At 73.5% G+C, this 20584-nt stretch carries 20 protein-coding genes; 10 read left to right on the forward strand and 10 right to left on the reverse strand.

Annotated features, from left to right (window positions below):
• Positions 1-2: 2 nt before the first annotated feature.
• Entirely contained in the window at positions 3-398 is a 396-nt protein-coding gene (locus ACFYTE_RS13325) for a luciferase family protein (protein ID WP_388708956.1), read from the reverse strand.
• Positions 399-621: 223 nt separating this feature from the next.
• On the opposite strand from ACFYTE_RS13325, the gene ACFYTE_RS13330 reads away from it, so the two are divergent.
• The 3 genes from ACFYTE_RS13330 (at position 622) to ACFYTE_RS13340 (ending at position 3866) form a co-directional block, all read left to right on the forward strand.
• A complete protein-coding gene (locus ACFYTE_RS13330; protein WP_388708959.1) occupies positions 622-1476 on the forward strand; it encodes a class I SAM-dependent methyltransferase in 855 nt (284 codons plus the stop codon).
• Positions 1477-1591: 115 nt separating this feature from the next.
• Positions 1592-2758, forward strand: coding sequence for an MFS transporter (locus ACFYTE_RS13335; RefSeq protein ID WP_388708962.1), 1167 nt, complete (start codon positions 1592-1594; stop codon positions 2756-2758).
• Positions 2759-3119: 361 nt separating this feature from the next.
• Positions 3120-3866 (forward strand): maleylpyruvate isomerase family mycothiol-dependent enzyme, encoded by a 747-nt coding sequence (locus ACFYTE_RS13340; RefSeq protein WP_388708965.1) that lies wholly within the window; start codon positions 3120-3122, stop codon positions 3864-3866.
• Positions 3867-3876: 10 nt separating this feature from the next.
• Here ACFYTE_RS13340 and ACFYTE_RS13345 read toward each other — a convergent pair whose 3' ends face one another.
• Positions 3877-4269 (reverse strand): MarR family winged helix-turn-helix transcriptional regulator, encoded by a 393-nt coding sequence (locus ACFYTE_RS13345; protein ID WP_388708968.1) that lies wholly within the window; start codon positions 4267-4269, stop codon positions 3877-3879.
• A gap of 84 nt (positions 4270-4353) precedes the next feature.
• Between ACFYTE_RS13345 and ACFYTE_RS13350 the strand changes: the two genes are divergently transcribed.
• Positions 4354-4503 (forward strand): hypothetical protein, encoded by a 150-nt coding sequence (locus tag ACFYTE_RS13350; protein WP_388709129.1) that lies wholly within the window; start codon positions 4354-4356, stop codon positions 4501-4503.
• Between the two features lie 185 nt (positions 4504-4688).
• On the opposite strand, the gene ACFYTE_RS13355 is transcribed toward ACFYTE_RS13350, so the two are convergent.
• The 3 genes from ACFYTE_RS13355 to ACFYTE_RS13365 form a co-directional block, all read right to left on the reverse strand.
• Positions 4689-5354: a response regulator gene (locus ACFYTE_RS13355; protein WP_388708970.1), complete on the reverse strand. Its 666-nt coding sequence runs from the start codon at positions 5352-5354 to the stop codon at positions 4689-4691.
• Positions 5351-6586: a sensor histidine kinase gene (locus ACFYTE_RS13360; protein WP_388708973.1), complete on the reverse strand. Its 1236-nt coding sequence runs from the start codon at positions 6584-6586 to the stop codon at positions 5351-5353. The genes ACFYTE_RS13355 and ACFYTE_RS13360 overlap by 4 nt, the downstream gene beginning before the upstream one ends.
• A 266-nt stretch (positions 6587-6852) precedes the next feature.
• The gene (locus ACFYTE_RS13365; protein WP_388708976.1) at positions 6853-7542 is read right to left on the reverse strand and encodes a TetR/AcrR family transcriptional regulator; all 690 of its coding nucleotides are present in this window, start codon (positions 7540-7542) and stop codon (positions 6853-6855) included.
• Between the two features lie 186 nt (positions 7543-7728).
• Between ACFYTE_RS13365 and ACFYTE_RS13370 the strand changes: the two genes are divergently transcribed.
• Complete coding sequence (locus ACFYTE_RS13370; protein ID WP_388708978.1) at positions 7729-8178, forward strand: nitroreductase family deazaflavin-dependent oxidoreductase; 450 nt, start codon at positions 7729-7731, stop codon at positions 8176-8178.
• Here ACFYTE_RS13370 and ACFYTE_RS13375 read toward each other — a convergent pair.
• The gene (locus ACFYTE_RS13375) at positions 8168-9421 is read right to left on the reverse strand and encodes a geranylgeranyl reductase family protein (RefSeq protein ID WP_388708981.1); all 1254 of its coding nucleotides are present in this window, start codon (positions 9419-9421) and stop codon (positions 8168-8170) included. The genes ACFYTE_RS13370 and ACFYTE_RS13375 overlap by 11 nt on opposite strands.
• A 176-nt stretch (positions 9422-9597) precedes the next feature.
• Here ACFYTE_RS13375 and ACFYTE_RS13380 point away from each other — a divergent pair, with 176 nt between their 5' ends.
• Positions 9598-10953, forward strand: coding sequence for a dipeptidase (locus tag ACFYTE_RS13380; protein WP_388708984.1), 1356 nt, complete (start codon positions 9598-9600; stop codon positions 10951-10953).
• Positions 10954-11015: 62 nt separating this feature from the next.
• Positions 11016-11732 (forward strand): MBL fold metallo-hydrolase, encoded by a 717-nt coding sequence (locus tag ACFYTE_RS13385; protein WP_388708986.1) that lies wholly within the window; start codon positions 11016-11018, stop codon positions 11730-11732.
• A 241-nt stretch (positions 11733-11973) separates the two neighbouring features.
• On the opposite strand, the gene ACFYTE_RS13390 is transcribed toward ACFYTE_RS13385, so the two are convergent.
• Both ACFYTE_RS13390 and ACFYTE_RS13395 read right to left on the reverse strand, forming a co-directional pair.
• Positions 11974-13014 (reverse strand): NUDIX domain-containing protein, encoded by a 1041-nt coding sequence (locus tag ACFYTE_RS13390; RefSeq protein ID WP_388708988.1) that lies wholly within the window; start codon positions 13012-13014, stop codon positions 11974-11976.
• 101 nt (positions 13015-13115) lie between these two features.
• Positions 13116-13310: a hypothetical protein gene (locus ACFYTE_RS13395; RefSeq protein WP_388708991.1), complete on the reverse strand. Its 195-nt coding sequence runs from the start codon at positions 13308-13310 to the stop codon at positions 13116-13118.
• 275 nt (positions 13311-13585) lie between these two features.
• Between ACFYTE_RS13395 and ACFYTE_RS13400 the strand changes: the two genes are divergently transcribed.
• Positions 13586-15610, forward strand: a complete 2025-nt coding sequence (locus ACFYTE_RS13400; RefSeq protein ID WP_388708994.1) for an NPCBM/NEW2 domain-containing protein — start codon at positions 13586-13588, stop codon at positions 15608-15610.
• Between the two features lie 178 nt (positions 15611-15788).
• On the opposite strand, the gene ACFYTE_RS13405 is transcribed toward ACFYTE_RS13400, so the two are convergent.
• Positions 15789-16742: an ROK family protein gene (locus ACFYTE_RS13405; RefSeq protein WP_388708997.1), complete on the reverse strand. Its 954-nt coding sequence runs from the start codon at positions 16740-16742 to the stop codon at positions 15789-15791.
• 203 nt (positions 16743-16945) lie between these two features.
• On the opposite strand from ACFYTE_RS13405, the gene ACFYTE_RS13410 reads away from it, so the two are divergent.
• Positions 16946-17995: a LacI family DNA-binding transcriptional regulator gene (locus ACFYTE_RS13410; RefSeq protein ID WP_388709000.1), complete on the forward strand. Its 1050-nt coding sequence runs from the start codon at positions 16946-16948 to the stop codon at positions 17993-17995.
• Between the two features lie 116 nt (positions 17996-18111).
• On the opposite strand, the gene ACFYTE_RS13415 is transcribed toward ACFYTE_RS13410, so the two are convergent.
• Complete coding sequence (locus tag ACFYTE_RS13415) at positions 18112-19422, reverse strand: DUF6986 family protein (protein ID WP_388709002.1); 1311 nt, start codon at positions 19420-19422, stop codon at positions 18112-18114.
• 227 nt (positions 19423-19649) lie between these two features.
• On the opposite strand from ACFYTE_RS13415, the gene ACFYTE_RS13420 reads away from it, so the two are divergent.
• Entirely contained in the window at positions 19650-20555 is a 906-nt protein-coding gene (locus ACFYTE_RS13420; protein ID WP_388709005.1) for an endonuclease/exonuclease/phosphatase family protein, read from the forward strand.
• Positions 20556-20584: the final 29 nt, after the last annotated feature.

The raw sequence follows: 20584 nt of genomic DNA on the forward strand, positions 1-20584 counted from the left end.
CCTCAGATGCCGCCGAGATCAACGCGTACGAACCCGGCGCCCCGCTGGTCGTTGCAGCCGAGCAGGGGCCGGCCGACGGGGTCCGGCCAGACCAGCTGGGCCTGGAGGGCGACGCTGACCACCGTCAGCAGCAGGTCGACGTCGCTCGCGGCGTCGAGACGTATCGTCACCCACTGCGAGCCGGGCACAATACGGATCGCTCCGGTGTCGCTGAGGTCCTTGGCGAACCGCCGGATGGCACGGTCCGTCAGCAGCAGGTCGACATCCCGCTCCGAGTGGAAGTGGGCGATCTCGCCCTGCGTCGAGCGGAGTGCCTGGCCCAGTCCGCAGCTCGGCACGGCCCGTCTCAGATCGGGCCAGGTCGCCAGTTGCGCGAAAGCGCGCGAGGCCAACGTCATGGGCCCATCATGGACTGCTCACCGTTCGGCAACCAGCACGTGCGCAAGCATTAACCGACCTGTATCCCATACTCCGAACACACGAACCGGTGACGAGCACGCATACGGCGAGCGGCGGGGCCCGCCGTGCCGCACGCTGGAGGCCGGAAACGGCCCGCGCCCGCACACCCCGGCCGGGCCCCCGAGCGGACCCCGAGCGGACCCCGAGCGAAGGAGCGGCCCCGTGACGGAGCAGACGGAACCGACCGCGGATCCCACGGCGGTCCGGGTCGCCCTGTGGCGGGCCCTGCACATGCTGGTCGACGCGCCGCCGCATGCGCTGGACGACGAGGTCGGCCTGCGGCTGGCGGACCCCGGCGGGGACTGGCGGGCACGCCCGGACATGGATCCGCAGGAGACCCGGCTCATGCGCGCGTCGATCGTGGCACGGGCCCGCTTCGTCGAGGACCTGGTGGTCGAGCGGGCCGCCGAGGGCGTCGGCCAATACGTGCTCCTCGGTGCCGGGCTCGACTCCTTCGCGCAGCGCAGACCACAGACCGCGGCGGGCCTGACGGTGTACGAGATCGACCGGGCAGGCCCGCAGTCCTGGAAGCGGCGGCGGCTGGCCGAGACGGGGTACGGCGTCCCACCGTGGCTGCGGCTCGTGTCGGTCGACTTCGAGACCCAGTCGTGGTGGGAGCGGCTGGGTCAGGCGGGTTTCGAGCCGGACCGGCCCGCCGTCGTGGCCTCCACGGGCGTCACCATGTACCTCACCCGGGAGGCCGTCGAGGCCATGCTGCGCCAGGCCGCCGCCCTCGCGCCCGGCTCTACGCTCGCCACCACGTTCATGCCGACGCTGGAGCGGGTCGAGCCGGAGGAGCGCCCGCTGCGCCGGGCGATGGAAGAGGCGGCGCACTCCTCCGGGACGCCCTTCATCAGCTTCTTCGTCCCGGAGGAGCTGGTGGCCCTGGCCCTGCGGGCCGGCTTCGGCCGAGCCCGGCACGTACCGGCGACGGAGCTGTCCGAGCGCTACTTCGCCGGCCGGACGGACGGTCTGCGGCCGTCCAGCGGTGAGGAACTGCTGGTGGCGACGGTCTGACGATCACCCGGCACCGGCAGGGCCGCCTGCGGCCGCCACCGCCCTTGCCCCGTCCCCGCCGCGCCCCTAGCCTGCCTTTGTGCCGCTAATAAACAAAACCCGTACGCACAGCGCCGTGCCGGGTGACACGCTGACCCGGCTGCGCGTGGCGATCACCGCGTTCTTCGCCCTCGATGGTTTCGTCTTCGCGGGCTGGGTCGTCCGCATCCCCGCCATCAAGGAGCAGACCGACGCCTCCGCGAGCACGCTGGGGCTCGCCCTGCTCGGCGTCTCGGCGGGTGCCGTCGTCACGATGACCCTCACCGGACGCCTGTGCCGCCGCTTCGGCGCCCATCCGGTCACCGTCGTCTGCGCCGTCCTGCTCTCGCTCAGCGTGGCCCTTCCCCCGCTGACCCACTCGGCGCTCGCACTGGGCGGCGTCCTGCTGGTGTTCGGCGCCGCCTACGGCGGAATCAACGTCGCCTTCAACAGCGCCGCCGTCGACCTGATCGCCGCGCTGCGGCGGCCCGTCATGCCGGGCTTCCACGCGGCCTTCAGCCTCGGCGGCATGATCGGCGCCGGGCTCGGCGGCCTGGTCGCCGGGTCCCTGTCCCCCACGCGGCATCTGCTCGTCCTGACCGTCGTGGGGCTGCTGGTGACCGCCGCCGCGGGCCCCACGCTGCTGCGGCACGAGCCGCCGCGCCCGCCCGAGCGCGCCCAGGGCGTGCCGGAGGAGGCGCCGCGGCGCCTCGACGGCCGGACCCGCGGTCTTGTGGTCGTCTTCGGTCTGATCGCGCTGTGCACGGCCTACGGCGAGGGCGCCATGGCCGACTGGGGCGCCCTCCACCTCGAACAGGACCTGGACACCTCGCCGGGCGTCGCGGCGGCCGGTTACTCGTGCTTCGCGCTCGCCATGGCCCTCGGGCGCCTGACGGGTACGGCGCTGCTGGAGCGCCTCGGCCGCACCCGGACCGTGGTCGCGGGCGGCACCGTCGCGACGGCCGGCATGCTGGTGGGCTCGCTCGCCCCCTCCGCGTGGGCGGCGCTGACCGGCTTCGCCGTCACCGGCCTGGGCCTCGCCAATCTCTTCCCGGTCGCCGTGCAGGGGGCGGGGACGCTCGCCGGTCCGAGCGGCGTCGCGATCGCCTCCACCCTGGGGTACGGCGGCATGCTCCTCGGGCCGCCCGCGATCGGCTTCATGGCCGACTGGTTCTCGCTGCCGGCCGCGCTCACCAGCGTCGCGGTGCTGGCGGCCGTGGCGGCGCTCATCGGCGTGACGACCCGGCGCGCCGTGACCGGCTGACCCGGTGGAGCGGCCGGTACGCCGTCGAGGGGACAGCGGCCGGTACGCCGTCGACGGGACCAGCGGGGGCAGGGCCTCCGGTCGTTCCACGGCCCCGAGCCGAACGCTCCCGTTCACGCCTCACGCCGAACGATCCCGTTCCACACCCCCTCACGCCGAACGATCCCGTTCCACACCCCGCGCCACACGCATCGGGCGGGCGCGATGCCTCGGAACGACCGGGCGGCGGGCGCCCGCCAAGGGGCTCGCGAACTCCGGGCGGTCGCAGCACCGTGGCCCGTGCCAAGGCGCCGTGCGATGCCAAGGCGCCGTGCGATGTCACTGGGGTGTGCCGTGCCGCCCCGTCCGGCACACTCGCCCCATGGAGACTGCGGAGTTCGTTCGGATCCTGGACCGGGAGGGCCGGTTGCTGGCCGCGGCGGCCGAGGCGGCGGGTACCGACGCCGAGGTGCCGACCTGCCCGACGTGGCGGGTGCGCGATCTGCTGCGGCACACGGGGGCCGTGCACCGGTGGGCTGCGGGGTTCGTCGCCGACGCGCACACCGGCCCGCGCCCGCTCGGGGACCTGCCCGACCTGGACGGGGACGCCCTGGTGACCTGGTACCGCGACAGCCACCGCCGGCTCGTGGACACGCTGGCCGCCGCACCGCCCGATGTGGCGTGCTGGACCTTCCTTCCTCTGCCGTCCCCGTCGCCGCCGGCCTTCTGGGCGCGCCGGCAGGCCCATGAGACGACCGTGCACCGCTACGACGCCGAGGCGGCGCGCGGCGGTCCCACCTCGCCGGTCGACCCCGAGTTCGGGGTCGACGGAATCGACGAGTTGCTGTGCGGCTTCCACGCCCGCGCGAGGAGCCGGGTGCGCACCGACGAGCCACGTCTGCTGCGGGTGCGGGCCGAGACGGCGGACGCCGCCGGCGGCGCGGTGTGGAGCGTGCGGCTGTCGGACCGGCCACCGGTGACGGTGCGGGCGGCGTCGGGGCGGGCGGATGCCGAACTGGCCGGTCCCGCCGACCGGTTGTATCTCGCGCTGTGGAACCGGGGTACGGTGCCGAGCGTCACCGGGGACGCGGCGCTGGCCGCGCTGTGGCGGGAGAAGTCGGCGATCTGACGGCGGCCGGTCAGCCCGCCAGCATCCGGGTCAGCACCGCGCGCTGCACCGGCAGCACCTGTCCGTGCAGCGCGCGCCCCTTCGCCGTGAGGGCCACGCGCACGCCCCGGCGGTCCTCCGCGCACATGGCGCGTTCGACGAGGCCGTCCCGTTCCAGGCGGGCGATCAGCCGGGACAGCGCGCTCTGGCTGAGGTGGATCCGCTCGGAGATCTCCTGGATGCGCAGCGAGCAACCGCGGTCCGCCCCGGCGGCCTGGGACAGCAGGTCCAGCACCTCGAAGTCGCTTGCGCACAGGCCGTGTCCGTGCAGTGCGCGGTCGAGTTCGCACTGGGTGCGTGCGTGCAGTGCCAGGATGTCCCGCCAACGGTCCACGAGTGCCTGCTCGGCCTTCTTCCCCGCCATGAACGCACGGTAGCAGAGAAGCGACATTGTTTCGTCCACATTAAATGCGCTTACATTCAATGTATGTGCATGTAATCCCGCGGCATGACCTCTCCGCTCACCGCCGCGTCCGAGGGACGCTGGACGCCGCGGCTGTGGGGCACGCTGCTCGCGCTCTGCGCCGCCATGTTCCTCGACGCGCTCGACGTGTCGATGACGGGTGTGCGCGGCCGGCACACCGGGGGGCGCTGGTGAACGCGAGGTCCGCGGCGGACGAGGCGGGTGAGGCTGGCGGTGCAGGCAAGGCTGACACCGCCCGTGTGGCGGTCCGCGACCGAACGCTCCACCGACCCGGCCGCGGCGCACCGTGGACCGGCTCGACGCGGCTCTGCCGGTCGCTCCCCGGGTCTGCCGGCTTCGCCCGGCCGGCGGCCCGGGGCTCAGCCCAGCCAGCCCGGGCGCACCAGCCCCGACTCATAGGCCAGCACGACCAGTTGGGCGCGGTCGCGGGCGCCCAGCTTGACCATGGTGCGGCTCACATGGGTCTTCGCGGTGAGCGGGCTGACCACCAGCCGACGGGCGATCTCCTCGTTCGAAAGGCCGATGCCGACCAGGGCCATCACCTCCCGTTCCCGCTCGGTGAGCCGGGCCAGTTCGTCGGCGTCCGCGGGCTGCTTGGACCGGGCGGCGAACTCGGCGATGAGGCGGCGGGTCACCCCCGGCGACAGCAGTGCGTCGCCCTCGACCACCGCCCGCACGGCGCGCACCAGTTCATCCGGCTCGGTGTCCTTGACCAGGAAACCGGAGGCACCGGAGCGGATCGCCTCGAAGACGTACTCGTCGAGTTCGAAGGTGGTGAGCATGACCACCTTGACGTCTCGCAGTTCCGGCTCCCCGGTGATGCGGCGGGTGGCGGCCAGCCCGTCGAGCAGCGGCATGCGGATGTCCATCAGGACGACGTCCGGGCGCAGTTCGCGCACCCGGGCCAGCGCCTGAGCGCCGTCGGCGGCCTCGCCGGCCACCTTGATGTCCGGCTGCGCGTCGAGCAGTGCCCGGAACCCGGCCCGCACCAGGACCTGGTCGTCGGCGAGCAGTACACGGATCACCGGTCGCGCTCCTCGGACTTGATCTGCAACGGCAGTACGGCGAGCACCCGGAAGCCGCCGTCGGGGCGAGGGCCCGCCTCGATCGTGCCACCCAGGGCGGCGGCCCGCTCGCGCATCCCGGCCAGGCCGTTGCCGCTGCCGCCGGCGTCGGCGCGGGTCGCGGGTCCGTCGTCGTCGATACGCAGCCGCAGGCAGCCGGCGTCGTGGTCGAACCGCACGCGCGCGTGCCGCGAACCCGAGTGCCGCACCACGTTGGTGAGGGCCTCCTGGACGATGCGGAACGCGGCCAGATCGGCGCCCGGCGCGAGCCGCGGCGCCGCGCCCTCGATCTCGACGGCGAGCCCCGCGCCCGCCGCCTGCTCCACCAGTTCCGGCAGCCGGTCAAGGCCCGGCGCGGGGGCGCGTGGCGCGGCGCCCGGGGCACGCAACGCGTCCAGCACCTGTCGCACCTCCCCGAGTGCCTCCCTGCTCGCGGACTTGATCGTGGCGAGGGCCGCGCGGGCCTGCTCGGGGTCGCTGTCCAGGAGCGCGAGCCCCATGCCCGCCTGGACGTTGATGACGGAGATGCTGTGCGCGAGGACGTCGTGCAGTTCCCGGGCGATCCGCAGCCGCTCCTCGTCCGTGCGCCGCCTGGCGGCCTGGGCGCGGTCGGCCCGCTCCCGCACCCACTGTTCGCGCCGCACCCGGGCCAGTTCGGACAGCGCGCCGATGGCCAGGACCCAGGTGGCGATCACGATCTCCTGGTCGATGCTCCCGCCCGTGTCGCCCGGCGGCGGAAGATGGCGGTAGAGCCAGAGCGCGATCAGCACGTGCCCGGCCCACAGGAGCCCGACGGATGTCCAGGCGGCCCTGCGGTGACCGACGACGACGGCGGTGACACAGCTCGCGGCGACGGTCAGGAAGACCGGCCCGTACGGGTAGCCCGCGCCCAGGTAGACCAGGGTGGCCGCGGCCGTGCCGAAGACGACGGCCACCGGGTGGCGGTGGCGCCACAGCAGCAGACCCGAGGCGATCACGAGCAGGACGCGCGCATAGGCGTCCAGCGGCTCCCGATCGGGCTGGCCGTGCGCCGCGAAGTTCGAGCCGACCAGGACGAAGGCGGTGAGCAGCGCGGTGGAGCGCCACGGCAGGCGGGCGGCCGGCGGCTCGGCGTCGTCCGTCCGCTGCCACCACGGCGGCCCGTACCGCCACCACTGCGCCGGACCGTGCCCGCGCACACGCTGCTCCTCCATGACGGCCACGCTAGACGCAGCGGGCGGTGGCGGACGTCAGCCGAGCGAGGTGACCCCCCGTACTCCCGCAGAAGTACGTCCAGGACGCCCTGGGCGCCGTACGGGCTCCGTGGCGCACCGTTCGGGCGTGGGATGCGCGGCCCACCGTACGGGCCTGGTGGAGCCGTGATCCGCCGCACAGGACGCGTCCGTCGCACGCCGCACAGGACGCCTCGTCCGCCGTACAGGACGCCTCGCCCGTCGTACGGGATCCGTTCGCGTGCCGCCTACCGCAGCCCCACCGCGTGCGCCAGTCCCGTCGCGGCGTGCTCGAAGAAGCGCTCGCGGTCCTCCACGACCCGGTTGAACTGGCCGAACACTTCGAAGCTCACCAGCCCGAAGAGCTGTGCCCAGGTCGCGACGATCGCCGTGGCCGCCTCGGGCGGCAGGTCCGGCGCGAGGTCGGCGACCAGCCGCTCGGCCTCGGGGTGCAGTTCGGCGGGCAGGCCGAGGCCGACGAGGCCGTGGCCCCGGTGGGCGTCGCGGATGATGCCGATGAGGACGGCGCCGACCCGGGAGGCGGGCGGGACGGTCGTCCGGGGAGCCGTGTAGCCCGGCACCGGCGAGCCGTAGATCAGCGCGTACTCGTGCGGATGGGCGAGCGCCCAGCCGCGCACGGCCGTGCACACCGCGATCCAGCGGGGCACGGGCCCGGCGTCGGCGGCCGCCTCGTCGCGGGCCCGCTCCGCGCATGCGCCGACGGAGTCGTACGCGTCGATGATGAGCGCGGTCAGCAGGTCGTCGCGGCTCGGGAAGTAGCGGTACACCGCGGAGGAGACCATGCCGAGTTCGCGGGCCACGGCCCGCAGCGAGAGCTTGCCGGCCCCCGCGGCGGCGAGCTGTCTGCGGGCCTCGTCCTTGATGGCCGCGGTGACTTCCATCCTGGCCCGCGCACGGGCGCCCTGTGCGGTCCTCATACGCAGCAGTGTGCCACGAAGTCAGAGCACTGCACACAAATGAGAGCGCCGAACCGAAAAGAGAGCACCGCTCTTGCAAGGGAGTGTCGGTCTGCAGCACACTGATGTCGGGCGAGAGCACTGCTCACACCACGTGCCGCAGCCCGCATCCCGCCGCGAGAACGTCGCTTCCAGGAGGAAGTAGCCATGACCACACACGTCCAGAAGCCCGGCTGGTTCACCGTCAACGTCATGAACCGCGCGGTGTCCTGGCTGACCCGCCGCGGCATCAGTGTGTGGGGCTCCCGGGTCCTGGCGGTCCGCGGCCGCAAGAGCGGCGCGTGGCGGACCACCCCCGTGAACCTGCTGACCGTGGACGGCCGGCAGTATCTGCTCGCCCCGCGCGGCCACGTCCAGTGGACCCACAACATGCGCGCGGCCGGCGGGGGCGAGCTGCGCCTCGGCCGGATGGTGGACGTCTTCACCGCGACCGAGGTCGCCGACGACGAGAAGGTTCCGCTGCTGCGCGCCTACCTCAAGCGCTGGAAGGCCGAGGTCGGCGTCTTCTTCGGCGGCGTCGGCCCCGACTCGCCCGATGCCGAGCTGCGCCGCATCGCGCCGAACCACCCGGTCTTCAGGATCACCGTCACGAAGTGACCGCGTCGTCCGCCGTCGCCTCGACCACCGGGGCGGGCCGCCGGTCCAGCGCGGTCAGGGCGCGCTGGGCCATGGGGTGGTTGCGGACCAGCTCGCCCAGGGACGTGGACCCCCGGGTGATGTCCCGGAAGGCGTTCCAGGCGGGGCGGAACCCGGTGAGCGCCGCGTGGAACAGGCCGGGCCTGCGCTCGAACAGGGCGAGCATCCGCCGGCCGACGCTCATCTCCACGCCGAGCCCGGCCTTGACGGCGAACGCGTAGTTCAGGGCCTGGCGGCGGGTGTCCACCGCGTCGTGCGCCTCGGCGATCCGCACCGCCCACTCCCCCGCGAGCCGTCCCGAGCGCAGCGCGAACGAGATGCCCTCGCGGGTCCACGGCTCCAGCAGCCCGGCGGCGTCGCCGCAGACGAGGACCCGGCCGCGGGACAGCGGGGAGTCCTCGGCGCGGCAGCGGGTCAAGTGCCCCGAGGAGACGGCGGGCTCGAAGCCGGCCAGCCCGAGCCGGGCGACGAAGTCCTCCAAGTACCGCTTGGTGGCGGCGCCTTCGCCGCGCGCCGAGATCACCCCGACCGTGAGCGTGTCCCCCTTCGGGAACACCCAGCCGTAACTGCCGGGCATCGGCCCCCAGTCGATGAGGATCCGTCCCTTCCAGTCCTCGGCGACCGTCGCCGGTACCGGGATCTCCGCCTCCAGGCCGAGGTCGACCTGCTCCATCTTCACCCCGACATGTGCCCCTATGCGGCTGGCGCTGCCGTCGGCGCCCACCACGGCGCGGGCGAGGACGGTCTCGCCGCCCTGGAGCACCACCGCGACCGTGCGCCGGTCCGGCACCGCGGAGCCGTGCTGCTCCACCCGGGTGACCGTGGCGCCCGTGCGCAGCTCGGCGCCCGCCTTCTGGGCGTGCTCGACCAGTTGCTGGTCGAACTCCGGCCGGTTGATCAGACCGAACAGCATCTGCTTGGAGCGGCGGGTGCGCGTGAAGCGCCCGTTGTGGGAGAACGTGACGGCGTGCACCCGGTCCTTGAAGGGGAGTTCGAAGCCGGGCGGGAGGGCATCGCGCGAGGGGCCGATGATGCCGCCGCCGCAGGTCTTGTAGCGGGGCAACTCGGCCTTCTCCAGCAACAGCACGCGCCGTCCCGCGACCGCCGCCGCGTAGGCGGCGGAGGCCCCCGCGGGTCCCGCGCCCACCACGACGACGTCCCACACCCGCTGTACGTCGTCCGCCGAAGAGTTCTCGCCGCTCACGATGGTCTACTGCTCCGATCAAGCCGCTGCCGCTGCCGCTCCCTGGGCCGCGCGACCGCGCCCGACCAGGAGGGACCTCATGTCCCCCCGCATCCTACGGCGGACGTCGCCGCAGGCCACTGTGGGAGGATCGGTGTACTCACCGCTACAACGTCGCACCTACGAGGAGCGTGCCCATGTCGTCGAATCCGGTCGCCGAGACCGTCGCCTCGCTGCTGCCGAGGGCGCGGGCGGAACTCGCCGAGCTGGTGGCCTTCAGGTCGGTGGCCGACTTCGACCAGTTCCCGAGGAGCGAGAGCGAGGGCGCGGCGGCCTGGATCGCCGGCGCGCTGCGCGCCGAGGGCTTCCAGGACGTGGCCCTGCTCGACACCCCGGACGGCACCCAGTCGGTGTACGGCTGCCTGCCCGGACCGGAGGGTGCGAAAACGGTTCTGCTGTACGCCCACTACGACGTGCAGCCGCCGCTCGACGAGGCCGCCTGGACCACTCCGCCGTTCGAGCTGACCGAGCGCGACGGACGCTGGTACGGGCGCGGCTCGGCCGACTGCAAGGGCGGCGTGATCATGCACCTGCTGGCCCTGCGCGCGCTGCGGGCGAACGGCGGCGTCCCGGTGACCGTCAAGGTCATAGCCGAGGGCTCCGAGGAGCAGGGCACCGGCGGTCTGGAGCGGTACGCCGAGCAGCACCCCGAACTGCTGGCGGCGGACGCCGTCGTCATCGGCGACACCGGTAACTTCCGGGTCGGCCTGCCGACCGTCACCAGCACGCTGCGCGGCATGACCCTGGTACGGGTCCAGGTCGACACGCTGGAGGGCAATCTGCACTCCGGACAGTTCGGCGGCGCCGCCCCCGACGCGCTGGCCGCGCTGATCCGGGTCCTTGACTCGCTGCGCGCCGAGGACGGCTCCACCACGGTCGACGGGCTGGGCGCCGAGGGCCGCTGGGACGGCATCGAGTACGCCGAGGAGCAGTTCCGCGCGGACGCCAAGGTGCTGGACGGCGTCGGGCTGATCGGCGAGGGCAGCGTCGCCGACCGCATCTGGGCCCGGCCGGCCGTCACGGTCCTCGGCATCGACTGCCCGCCGGTCGTGGGCGCCACCCCGTCCGTGCAGGCGAGCGCCCGCGCCCTGGTCAGCCTGCGGGTGCCGCCGGGCGTGGACGCGGCCGAGGCGAGCAAGCTGCTCCAGGCCCACCTGGAGACGCGCACGCCGTGGGGCGCCCGGGTGCGCACGGAGCAGATCGGGCAGGGCCAGCCGTTCCGCGCCGACACCACCAGCCCGGCCTACCGGGCGATGGCCGACGCCCTGGCGGTGGCCTACCCGGGCGAGAGCATGCAGTACGCCGGTCAGGGCGGCTCCATCCCGCTGTGCAACACCCTCGCCCATCTGTACCCGCAGGCCGAGATCCTGCTCATCGGGCTGAGCGAGCCGGAGGCCCAGATCCACGCCGTGAACGAAAGCGTCTCGCCGCAGGAGTTGGAGCGCCTGTCGGTGGCGGAGGCCCTGTTCCTGCGCAACTACGCCGCGGGCTGAACCGTTCTGCCCGTGGCAGAGGGTCCTCGCTCCCGGGCGGGGGCCCTCCCTACGGTCGGCGGATGGACGTCATCGAACTGCTCCCCCGCCTCCATCTGCTGCGCTTCCCGGTCGGCCAGGCCTACCTCTGGTCCGACGACGACACCGCGACGCTCATCGACGCGGGGACGATCGGCTCCGGCCGAAGGATCGCCGACGCGCTCACCGCGCTCGGGCGGGCCCCGTCGTCCGTACGACGGATCGTGCTGACCCACTTCCACGAGGACCACGCGGGCGGGGCGGGCGAGTTCGCCGCGCTGAGCGGCGCCGAGGTGCTGGCGCACCACCTGGAGGCACCGGTGGTCCGGGGCACGGCCCCGGGACCCGAGCCGCGCTTCGATGACGGGGAACGGCCGCTGCACGCCCGGGCCGCAAAGCTGCTGCCGCCGGGCGAACCGGTGCGCCCCGGCCGGGTCACCGAGTTGTCGGACGGCGATGTCCTCGACTTCGGCGGCGGCGCCCGGGTCGTCCACGTCCCGGGGCACACCCACGGCAGCATCGCCGTCCATCTCCCCGAGCACGGTGTGCTGTTCACGGGCGACGCGGTGGCCGCCGCGCCCGGCACCGGCGAGGTGATACCGGGTGTGTTCAACCTCGACCGCGCCCGCGTGCTCGCCTCCTTCGGCCGGCTCGCGGGCCTCGACGCGGAGGTGGCCTGCTTCGGTCACGGCGATCCCGTCACGGCGCGCGCTGCGGCGGTGCTTCGCGAAGCGGCGGACCGGCACGGCGTGGGACGGTGACCGTCGAGGCAATACCCCACTGCGGAGCGGGAGGCGTTCGTGCGCGCCTGCGCGGGGGCACGACCGGAGGGGGTGGCCGGTGCCGCCGCCGCGCTGCCGACTCGTCACGCTCCCTGCCCCTGCGGCGGCTCACCGCTCAACACCTGGCGCGCCCCGCGGCCCGCCCGTCCTCCAGGCGCCCTGGAGCGCACCCATGGCGACGGCGGAAAGCCACACCTCTGCCCGGCCGGTGATCGTGGCGTCAGCCGAGCGGGACGCCGGCCTCCAGGTACAGCGCGGCGCCCCGCTCGCGCGCCCGCAGCGCCCACCGCAGCCGCTCGTAGCGCACGGGCGGCAGCAGCGCGGCGGCCTCCTGCTCCGTGACGAAGCGCCAGGCGCGCAGTTCGGGTCCGGGCAGCAGCAGGGAGCCGGCCTCGGCGGACGCGAGACGGCCGCCGTCGAACAGCAGCCGCAGCCCGCCGTAGCCGGGCGGCGCGGGCGGTTCCCAGTCCACGACGAGCAGCCGCGGCACGTCCGCCAGCCGTATCCCGGTCTCCTCGGCGACCTCGCGCATGCCGGCCCGGGCGGGGGCCTCGCCGGGTTCGACGACACCTCCGGGGAACTCCCAGCCGGGCTTGTAGGTGGGGTCGACCAGCAGGACGCGGTCCTGCTCGTCGAAGAGCAGCACGCCGGCCGCGAGGGTCTCCGCGGTGGGTTCTGGGGTCTGCACGATGTCACAGGGGGCGACGGTGCCCTCGGCGACGGCCTCGGCGATGCGGACCGCCGTCTCGTACGGGGTGAGCGCGCTGGTGTCGACGGGGTGGGCGTCGGCGGCGAGCCAGGAGCCGAGGGCCGCGCGGTACGGCTCGATGTGGTCGTACGCCCACTGGCGCACCCGCATCTCGCCGTCGGGCAGGTCGGGCGGGACCTCCCGCCCGGCTATGCGCGCGCGCAGGATCGTTTCGGCTGGGGCGAGCAGCAGATGGCGCACGGCGATGCGACGGGCGGCGAGGCCGCCGAAGATCTCGTCGCGGTACTCCTGGCGCAGCAGGGTCATGGGGACCACGAGGGTCCCGCCGAGTTCGGCGAGCATGGCGGCCGCCGTGTCGATCACGAGGCGGCGCCAGATCGGCAGATCCTGGAAGTCGCCGACCTCGGCGAGGCGCTTGGGCGGCAGCAGGTGCGTGAGCGTTCCGCCGATGACCTCGGGATCGAAGAGCGCGCTGTTCGGGATCAGTTCGATCAGTTCCCGTGCGGTGGTCGTCTTCCCCGCACCGAACGCGCCGTTGACCCAGACGATCACGGTTCCCCCTCTTCTGTCGGCCCCCAGAGGCTTGCCCGCTCCACACTGCCACGGAAACCAGCCGCAGCTGAGGGGCCGCGCCACGGGGGCCGGGGCGGGGCCTACTCCTGCGCCGCCGGGAGGTGGTCGGCGGGGGCGAGGCCGTCCTGGCCGACGAGGTGGTCGACAGAGCCGAACGTGTCCGGGACGTGCAGATCGCCGAGGGCGTCCTTGCCGGCGCCCTGGGACGGGCTGATCGCGGCCACGACGAGCCCGGTGGCGAGGGAGGCGATGGCGAGCATGCTGCGTTTCTTCATGCCCGGTTCAACTGTCCGGGCGGCCAGGGGTCACGCGGATCACCGCGGTTCGCCCGTCGGGCGCGCCGCCGCGGCAGAGCGGCTCGCCCGACACAACCGAACGCACGACACCGCTCCCTGCTCCGAAATGCCCCATGGATCAAGGGATATGACGAGATACCGGACGCCCGTACCGCCCCCCTTCCAACACAGTCGGACACGTCCTACCGTAAACGCCCATCGATGACACGTACATGGCGTCATTGCCAACTTTCGCGAGTCGGAGGAACGTAACGATGCGTCACCCTCACACCCGCACCATCCCCCGAAGAGTGGTCGGGGCGCTCACCGCCGGTCTGCTGTGCGCGGCGGGCCTCGCCGTCCCCGCCGCCGCGGCGGCCCCCGCAGAGGCGCCCGTCGCGCCCGCCCCCGCCGACGGCCTGGCCCTCACGCCGCCGATGGGCTTCAACAACTGGAACTCCACGCACTGCCGCGCCGACTTCGACGAGGAGATGGTCAAGGGCATCGCCGACCTCTTCGTGACGAAGGGCCTCAAGGACGCCGGGTACCAGTACGTCAACCTCGACGACTGCTGGGCCCTGCCCAGCCGGGACGCCGACGGCGAACTGGTCCCCGACCCGGTCCGTTTCCCCGGCGGGATCAAGGCCGTCGCCGACTACGTCCACGCCAAGGGGCTCAAGCTCGGCATCTACACCAGCGCCGGCACGAAGACGTGCAACAGCGCGGGCTTCCCCGGCGCGCTCGGCCACGAGTACAGCGACGCCCGGCAGTTCGCCGACTGGGGCGTGGACTATCTCAAGTACGACAACTGCAACAACCAGGGCGTGGACGCCAGGGTCCGCTACACGACCATGCGGGACGCCCTGAGGGCGACCGGCCGGCCCATCGTCTACAGCATCTGCGAATGGGGCCAGAACAAGCCCTGGGAGTGGGCGGCGGACCTCGGCGAGCTGTGGCGGACGACCGGGGACATCAGCGACAGCTGGGGCTCGATGCTGTCGATCCTCAAGCAGAACCTGCCCCTCGCGCCGTACGCCGGTCCCGGCCGCTGGAACGACCCCGACATGCTGGAGGTCGGCAACGGCGGCATGACCGACACCGAGTACCGCTCGCACTTCTCGATGTGGTCGATCATGGCGGCGCCGCTCCTCATCGGCACCGACCTGCGCACGGCGTCCCGGGCGACCTTCGACATCCTGGACAACAAGGAGGTCATCGCCGTCGACCAGGACCCGCTGGGCAGGCAGGGCACGGTCGTCTCGTCCGAGGGCGGACGCTGGGTCGTCGCCAAGGAGATGCAGGACGGCAGCCGCGCGGTGGCCCTGTTCAACGAGTCCGGCACCGCCCAGCGCATCTCGACGACCGCGCGGGCCGCAGGTCTCCCGGACGCCCCCGGCTACACCCTGCGCGACCTGTGGCAGCACAGGAGCTACAACACCGCCGGCACCGTCTCGGCGACCGTCCCGGCCCACGGCACGGTCCTCATCCGGGTCCAGGTGGACTCCCGCTGGGCCGCGCACCCCCCGGCGGTCGAACTCGGCCTGGACGGCGGCCCGTACGTCGAGGCGGGCACCCCTGCCGCACTGACGACCTCGGTCACCGACCTCGGCCGCACCCCGGCCCGGCAGGTGTCGGTGGCGCTGACCGGCCCCGAGGGCTGGGCCGTCACCCCGACGTCGGCCACCGGGACGGCGACGCTCGCGACGGGCCGGTCGCTGCGCACCGGGTGGCGGGTGAGCGCGCCGCCCGGCACACCGGCGGGGTCCTACGCCCTGACGCTTAAGGCCCGGTACCGCGCCCCGTCGGGAACCCGTGCCGAGACCGCGCTGCCGCTGACGGCGTCCGTCGTGGTGCCGCCCCCGTCCGGGACGTCGTACCTCGGCGATCTGCCATGGCTGTCGGCCACCAACGGCTGGGGTCCCGTGGAGCGCGACACCAGCAACGGCGAGAGCGCGGCCGGCGACGGCAACCCCCTCACGCTGGGCGGCGTGGGGTACGCCAAGGGGCTCGGCGCCCACGCGGAGAGTTCCGTCGACTACTACACGGGCGGGGCCTGCGAGACGGTCACCGCGGACGTCGGCGTGGACGACGAGAAGGGCGCGAACGGCACCGTCGCCTTCGAGGTCTGGGCGGACGGCACGAAGGTCGCCGCCACCGGGGTCCTGACCAACGCGATGCCGGCCCGGCCGCTGACCGCCGACGTGACCGGTGCCCAGGTGGTCCGGCTGGTGGTCACCGACGGCGGCGACGGCATCGACTCGGACCACGCGGACTGGGCCGACGCGCGAATCGCCTGCTGAACCGGACGCCCCCGCGCGTGCCTCTTCGCCCCGGCATCAAGTTTCGCCCCGGCATCACCGTTAACTCCGGCATCAGCGTTCGCTCGGGGCATCACCGTTCGTTCCGCCAGGATCACCGTTCACCCCGGCATCACCGTTAGCCCCAGCATCACCGTTCGCTCCGCACCGGACAGAGGTGTCAGACGCCCGCCGCGGTCGCGTCCGGCCGCCTCGCCAGTGCGGCCGCGGCGGCACCCACCAGACCGGCGTCCGTGCCCATCTGCGCCGGCGTCACCGTCAGCCGCCGCACGAAGGAGAGGGTCGCGTAGTCACCGAGGGCCTTGCGCAGCGGCGCGAAGAGGATGTCGCCCGCCTTGCCCACGCCGCCGCCGATCACCGCGATGTCGATCTCCACGAGGGTCGCGGTGGCCGCGATGGCGGCGGCCAGCGCCTGCGCGGCACGCTCGAAGGAGGCCACCGCGACGGGGTCGCCGGCGCGGGCGGCCGCCGCGACCGCGGCGGCCGAGGCGTCCCCGTCGGGGCCGGGCCGCCAGCCGCCCTCCAGCGCGCGCCGGGCGATGTTGGGGCCGCTGGCGATCCGCTCGACGCAGCCACGGGAGCCGCACGGGCAGGGATCGCCGTCGAGGTCGACGCTGATGTGACCGATGTGACCCGCGTTGCCGGTGGGTCCCGGGTGCAGCTGGCCGCCGAGGACGAGGCCGCCGCCGACGCCGGTCGAGACCACCATGCACAGCGCGTTGTCATGGCCGCGGGCGGCCCCCTGCCAGTGTTCGGCGGCCGTGATCGCCACGCCGTCGCCGATCAGCTCCACGGGCAGCCCGCCGGTCGCCGCCCGCACCCGCTCGACCAGCGGGAAGTCGCGCCAGCCCGGCACGTTCACCGGGCTCACGGTGCCCGCGGAGGCGTCCACCGGCCCGGCGCTGCCGATGCCGACGGAGCGCGCACGGCGCCACAGGGGGGATCTGGCGAGTTCGCCGAGCACCTCCGTCACCGCCCGCATGACGGTCTCGCCGTCCTGCTGGGCGGGCGTCGAGCGCTGAGCGCGGACCTGGATCCGTCCGTGGCCGTCCACCAGCGCGCCGGCAATCTTGGTGCCGCCGATGTCGAGCGCAGCCACGAGGTCGGTGTGCATCAGAGTCGAATCTCCCCGTCAACCATGAGAAAGCAGAGCGAGACGCAGCCCCGTCTCGCGGTGGGGGCGCAGGCCGGTGATTGCGGTGAACAGTGTCTCCCGCATCTGACAACGTTGTCCAGGCTCTATGCTCGACGCCACATCCTCATACCGACCCATTCACCTACGCACCCCCCGTGGACGACAGGACAGGACGCAGCATCGTGCCAGAGACCACTCGCCGCGCCGACCGATTCTCCGGATCCCGCTACGGCAACCGTCCCACGATGAAGGACGTGGCGGCGCGGGCCGGTGTCGGGCTCAAGACGGTCTCCCGCGTGGTCAACGGCGAGCCGGGAGTCACCCCGGACACCGAGCGCCGCGTGCAGGAGGCCATCGACGCGCTCGGCTTCCGCCGCAACGACAGCGCACGCGTGTTGCGCAAGGGCCGGACCGCGAGCATCGGCCTGGTCCTGGAGGACCTCGCCGACCCGTTCTACGGACCGCTCAGCCGCGCCGTCGAGGAGGTGGCCCGTGCCCACGGCGCCCTGCTGATCAACGGCTCCAGCGCGGAGGACCCGGACCGCGAGCAGGAGCTGGCGCTGGCCTTGTGCGCACGGCGGGTGGACGGGCTGGTGATCATTCCCGCCGGGGACGACCACCGCTATCTGGAGCCGGAGATCAGGGCGGGCGTCGCGACGGTGTTCGTGGACCGCCCGGCCGGGAAGATCGACGCCGATGTCGTTCTGTCCGACAACTTCGGCGGCGCCCGCGACGGCGTGGCCCATCTGATCGCCCACGGCCACCGCCGGATCGGCTTCATCGGCGACATGCCCCGCATCCACACCGCGGCCGAGCGGCTGCGCGGCTACCGGGCGGCCATGGAGGACGCCGGGATACCCGTCGAGGACGGCTGGATGTCCCTGGGGGCGACCGACCCGGAGCGGGTGCGCCGGGCGGCCGAGGAGATGCTCGCCGCGTCCTCTCCCGTCACCGCGGTCTTCGCGGGCAACAACCGGGTGACAGTGACCGTGATCCGGGTGCTGGCCGAGCACACCCGGCCCGTCGCCCTGGTCGGTTTCGACGACATCGAACTCGCCGATCTGCTCCGCCCGGGTGTCACGGTCGTCGCCCAGGACTCCGCGGCCCTCGGCCGTACCGCCGCCGAGCGTCTCTTCCGGCAGTTGGACGGCAGCCTCGTCGCCCCGGACCGCGTCGAGCTGCCGACCCGGCTGATCACCCGCGGTTCGGGCGAGCTGCCGCCGTCCGGCTGAGGCCGCTGTCCGGCTGAGGCCGACGACCGGCGCCGGCCGGCCGACCGCGCACACCGGCCACCCCAGCCGGGCGCGGCGTCCCGCAGGGCGAGCGGCGGGGATGAAGGCGCCGTGAGTCAGGCGCGCCGCGGCGCGGCGAAGTGTTCCAGGTCCGGCCGGGTCAGACCGGTGAGCCGGTGCACCTCGTCGGGGTCGAGGGCACCGCAGTCCAGGCCGCGCAGCAGGTATCCGCCGAGCGCCTTGGCGGTGGCGGGCTCGTCCGTGATCTCGCCGTTGTCGCCGATGTCCCGGATGTCGCCGCCGACCCGGTCGGCGTACCGGGCCAGTCGCGCCGCCGCCTGCGCGAAGCCCTCGCGGTAGAAGGCGAACACGGCGGCGTAGCGGGTGGGGAGGTGGCCGGGGTGCATGTCCCAGCCCTGGTAGTAGGCGCGGGCCAGGGCGCGCCGGGTGAGGCCGTAGTGCAGCCGCCAGGCCGCGTGGACCTGCTCCGCCGACCCGACCGGCAGGACATTGGTGGAGCCGTCGGACACGCGGACACCGGTGCCCGCGGCGGCGACCTGCATGACCGCCTTGGCGTGGTCGGCGGCCGGATGGTCACCGGCCTGGTAGGCGGCGGAGACACCGAGGCAGGCGCTGTAGTCGAAGGTGCCGTAGTGCAGTCCGGTGGCCCGGCCCTCGGCGGCCCGGATCATCCGCGCGACGGTCGCGGTGCCGTCGGCGGCGAGGATGGCCTGGCTGGTCTCGATCTGGATCTCGAAGCCGAGCCGGCCGGGTGTGAGGCCCCACGTCTTCTCGAAGGCGTCCAGGAGCCGCACCATGGCGCTGACCTGCTCGGCGTAGGTCACCTTGGGCAGGGTGAGGACCAGTCCCCGCGGCAGCCCCCCGGCCGCCATGAGACCCGTCAGGAAGATGTCGAGGGTGCGGATGGCCCGCTCGCGCACCGCCGACTCCAGGCACTTGACGCGGATGCCCATGTACGGCGCCGCCGTGCCGTTCTCGTACGCCCCGGCGATCAGCCGGGCGGCGCGGGCGGCCGCCTGGTCCTCCTCGGCGTCCGGGCGCGGTCCGTAGCCGTCCTCGAAGTCGACCCGCAGGTCCTCCACGGGCTCGCGCTCCAGCTTGGCGCGCACCCGGTCGTGCACGGGTCCGGCGAGTTCGTCGCCGAGGCCGAGGACGGCGGCGAAGGATGCCGCGTCGGGGGCGTGTTCGTCGAGCGCCGCGAGGGCCCGGTCGCCCCAGGAGCGGAGGGTGTCCGCGGCGAACGCGTCGCCGGGGACGTAGACCGTGTGGACGGGCTGCCGGGTGCCGGGGTCGCCCAGGTAGCGGCGCGCCAACTCGGCGTCGACCGCGGCGAGGGAGGCGCCGATCTCCTCGATGACGGCACCCGCGAGGCTCGTCGCCGGCTTCTCCTGCTGGCCCTGGCCCATCCGCACCCTCCGTCTTCCGCCCTACGGAGTCTTCCGCCCTACGGAGCCTTCCGCCCTACGGAATCAACAATCCGTTGAACGAAGTTATCCGGGGGCCTTCCTGATGGTCAACAGCATGCCCGCGGACGGCCACGTGACCATATCGCCATGTTCACGCCCACCCCGTAGGGCGGTATCACGCGTCCGTAGCACCGATTCGTCCGGCCGTTCCCACCGAAGGAGCCCCCGTGCCGAACCACAGCCGAGTCACGCGCCGCCTGGGTCTCAAGGCCGCCCTGTCCGCGGCGGTGACCGTGCCCCTCTCCAGTACAGCACTGTCCGTACCCGCCGCCTCGGCGGAGCCGGAGCCGGACCGCCGGCTGGAGGTCATGTCCTTCAACCTGCGCTTCGCGAGCGCCACCGAGCCGAACAGCTGGACCGCCCGCAGGCCGGTCATGCGCCGCCTGCTGCGCCGCGAGGCCCCGCACGTCATCGGCACACAGGAGGGTCTCTTCCCGCAACTGCTGGACATCGACGCCGATCTCGGGCCGCGCTACGACTGGATCGGCACCGGCCGCCTGCACGGCAGCCGCGACGAGTCCATGGCGGTCTTCTACGACGCCCAGCGCCTCACCCCGGTCGAGTACGACCACTTCTGGCTCTCCGACACCCCGGACGTGATCGGCTCGAACACCTGGGGCGCGGCCTTCGCCCGGATGGTCACCTGGGTCCGCTTCCGGGACCGGCGCTCCGGGGGCCGGGAGTTCTACGTCCTCAACACGCACTTCGACCATGCGAGTCAGTACGCGCGCGAGCGGTCCGCCGCCCTGATCGCCGGGCGCGTCCACGGGTTCGACCGCTCGCTGCCGCTCGTGGTGACCGGTGACTTCAACGTGGCCGCCCACAAGAACACGGTCTACGACACGCTGCTTAACGCGGGGCTGGTCGACACGTGGGACACGGCGGGCGAGCGCGGCCCGCTGTACGCCACCTTCCACGGCTACCGGCCGCTGACGCCGGACGGCGACCGCATCGACTGGGTCCTGGCCACACCGGGGGTCACCACCCGGCGGGCGTCGGTCAACACGTTCTCGGCGGACGGCCAGTTCCCGAGCGACCATCTGCCGGTGCAGGCGTCCCTGACCCTGGGGTGACGGCCCGGAGACGAACCGAGGCCCCCGCG

It is taken from the genome of Streptomyces sp. NPDC004629 (genome assembly GCF_042873595.1).
GTDB lineage: Bacteria > Actinomycetota > Actinomycetes > Streptomycetales > Streptomycetaceae > Streptomyces.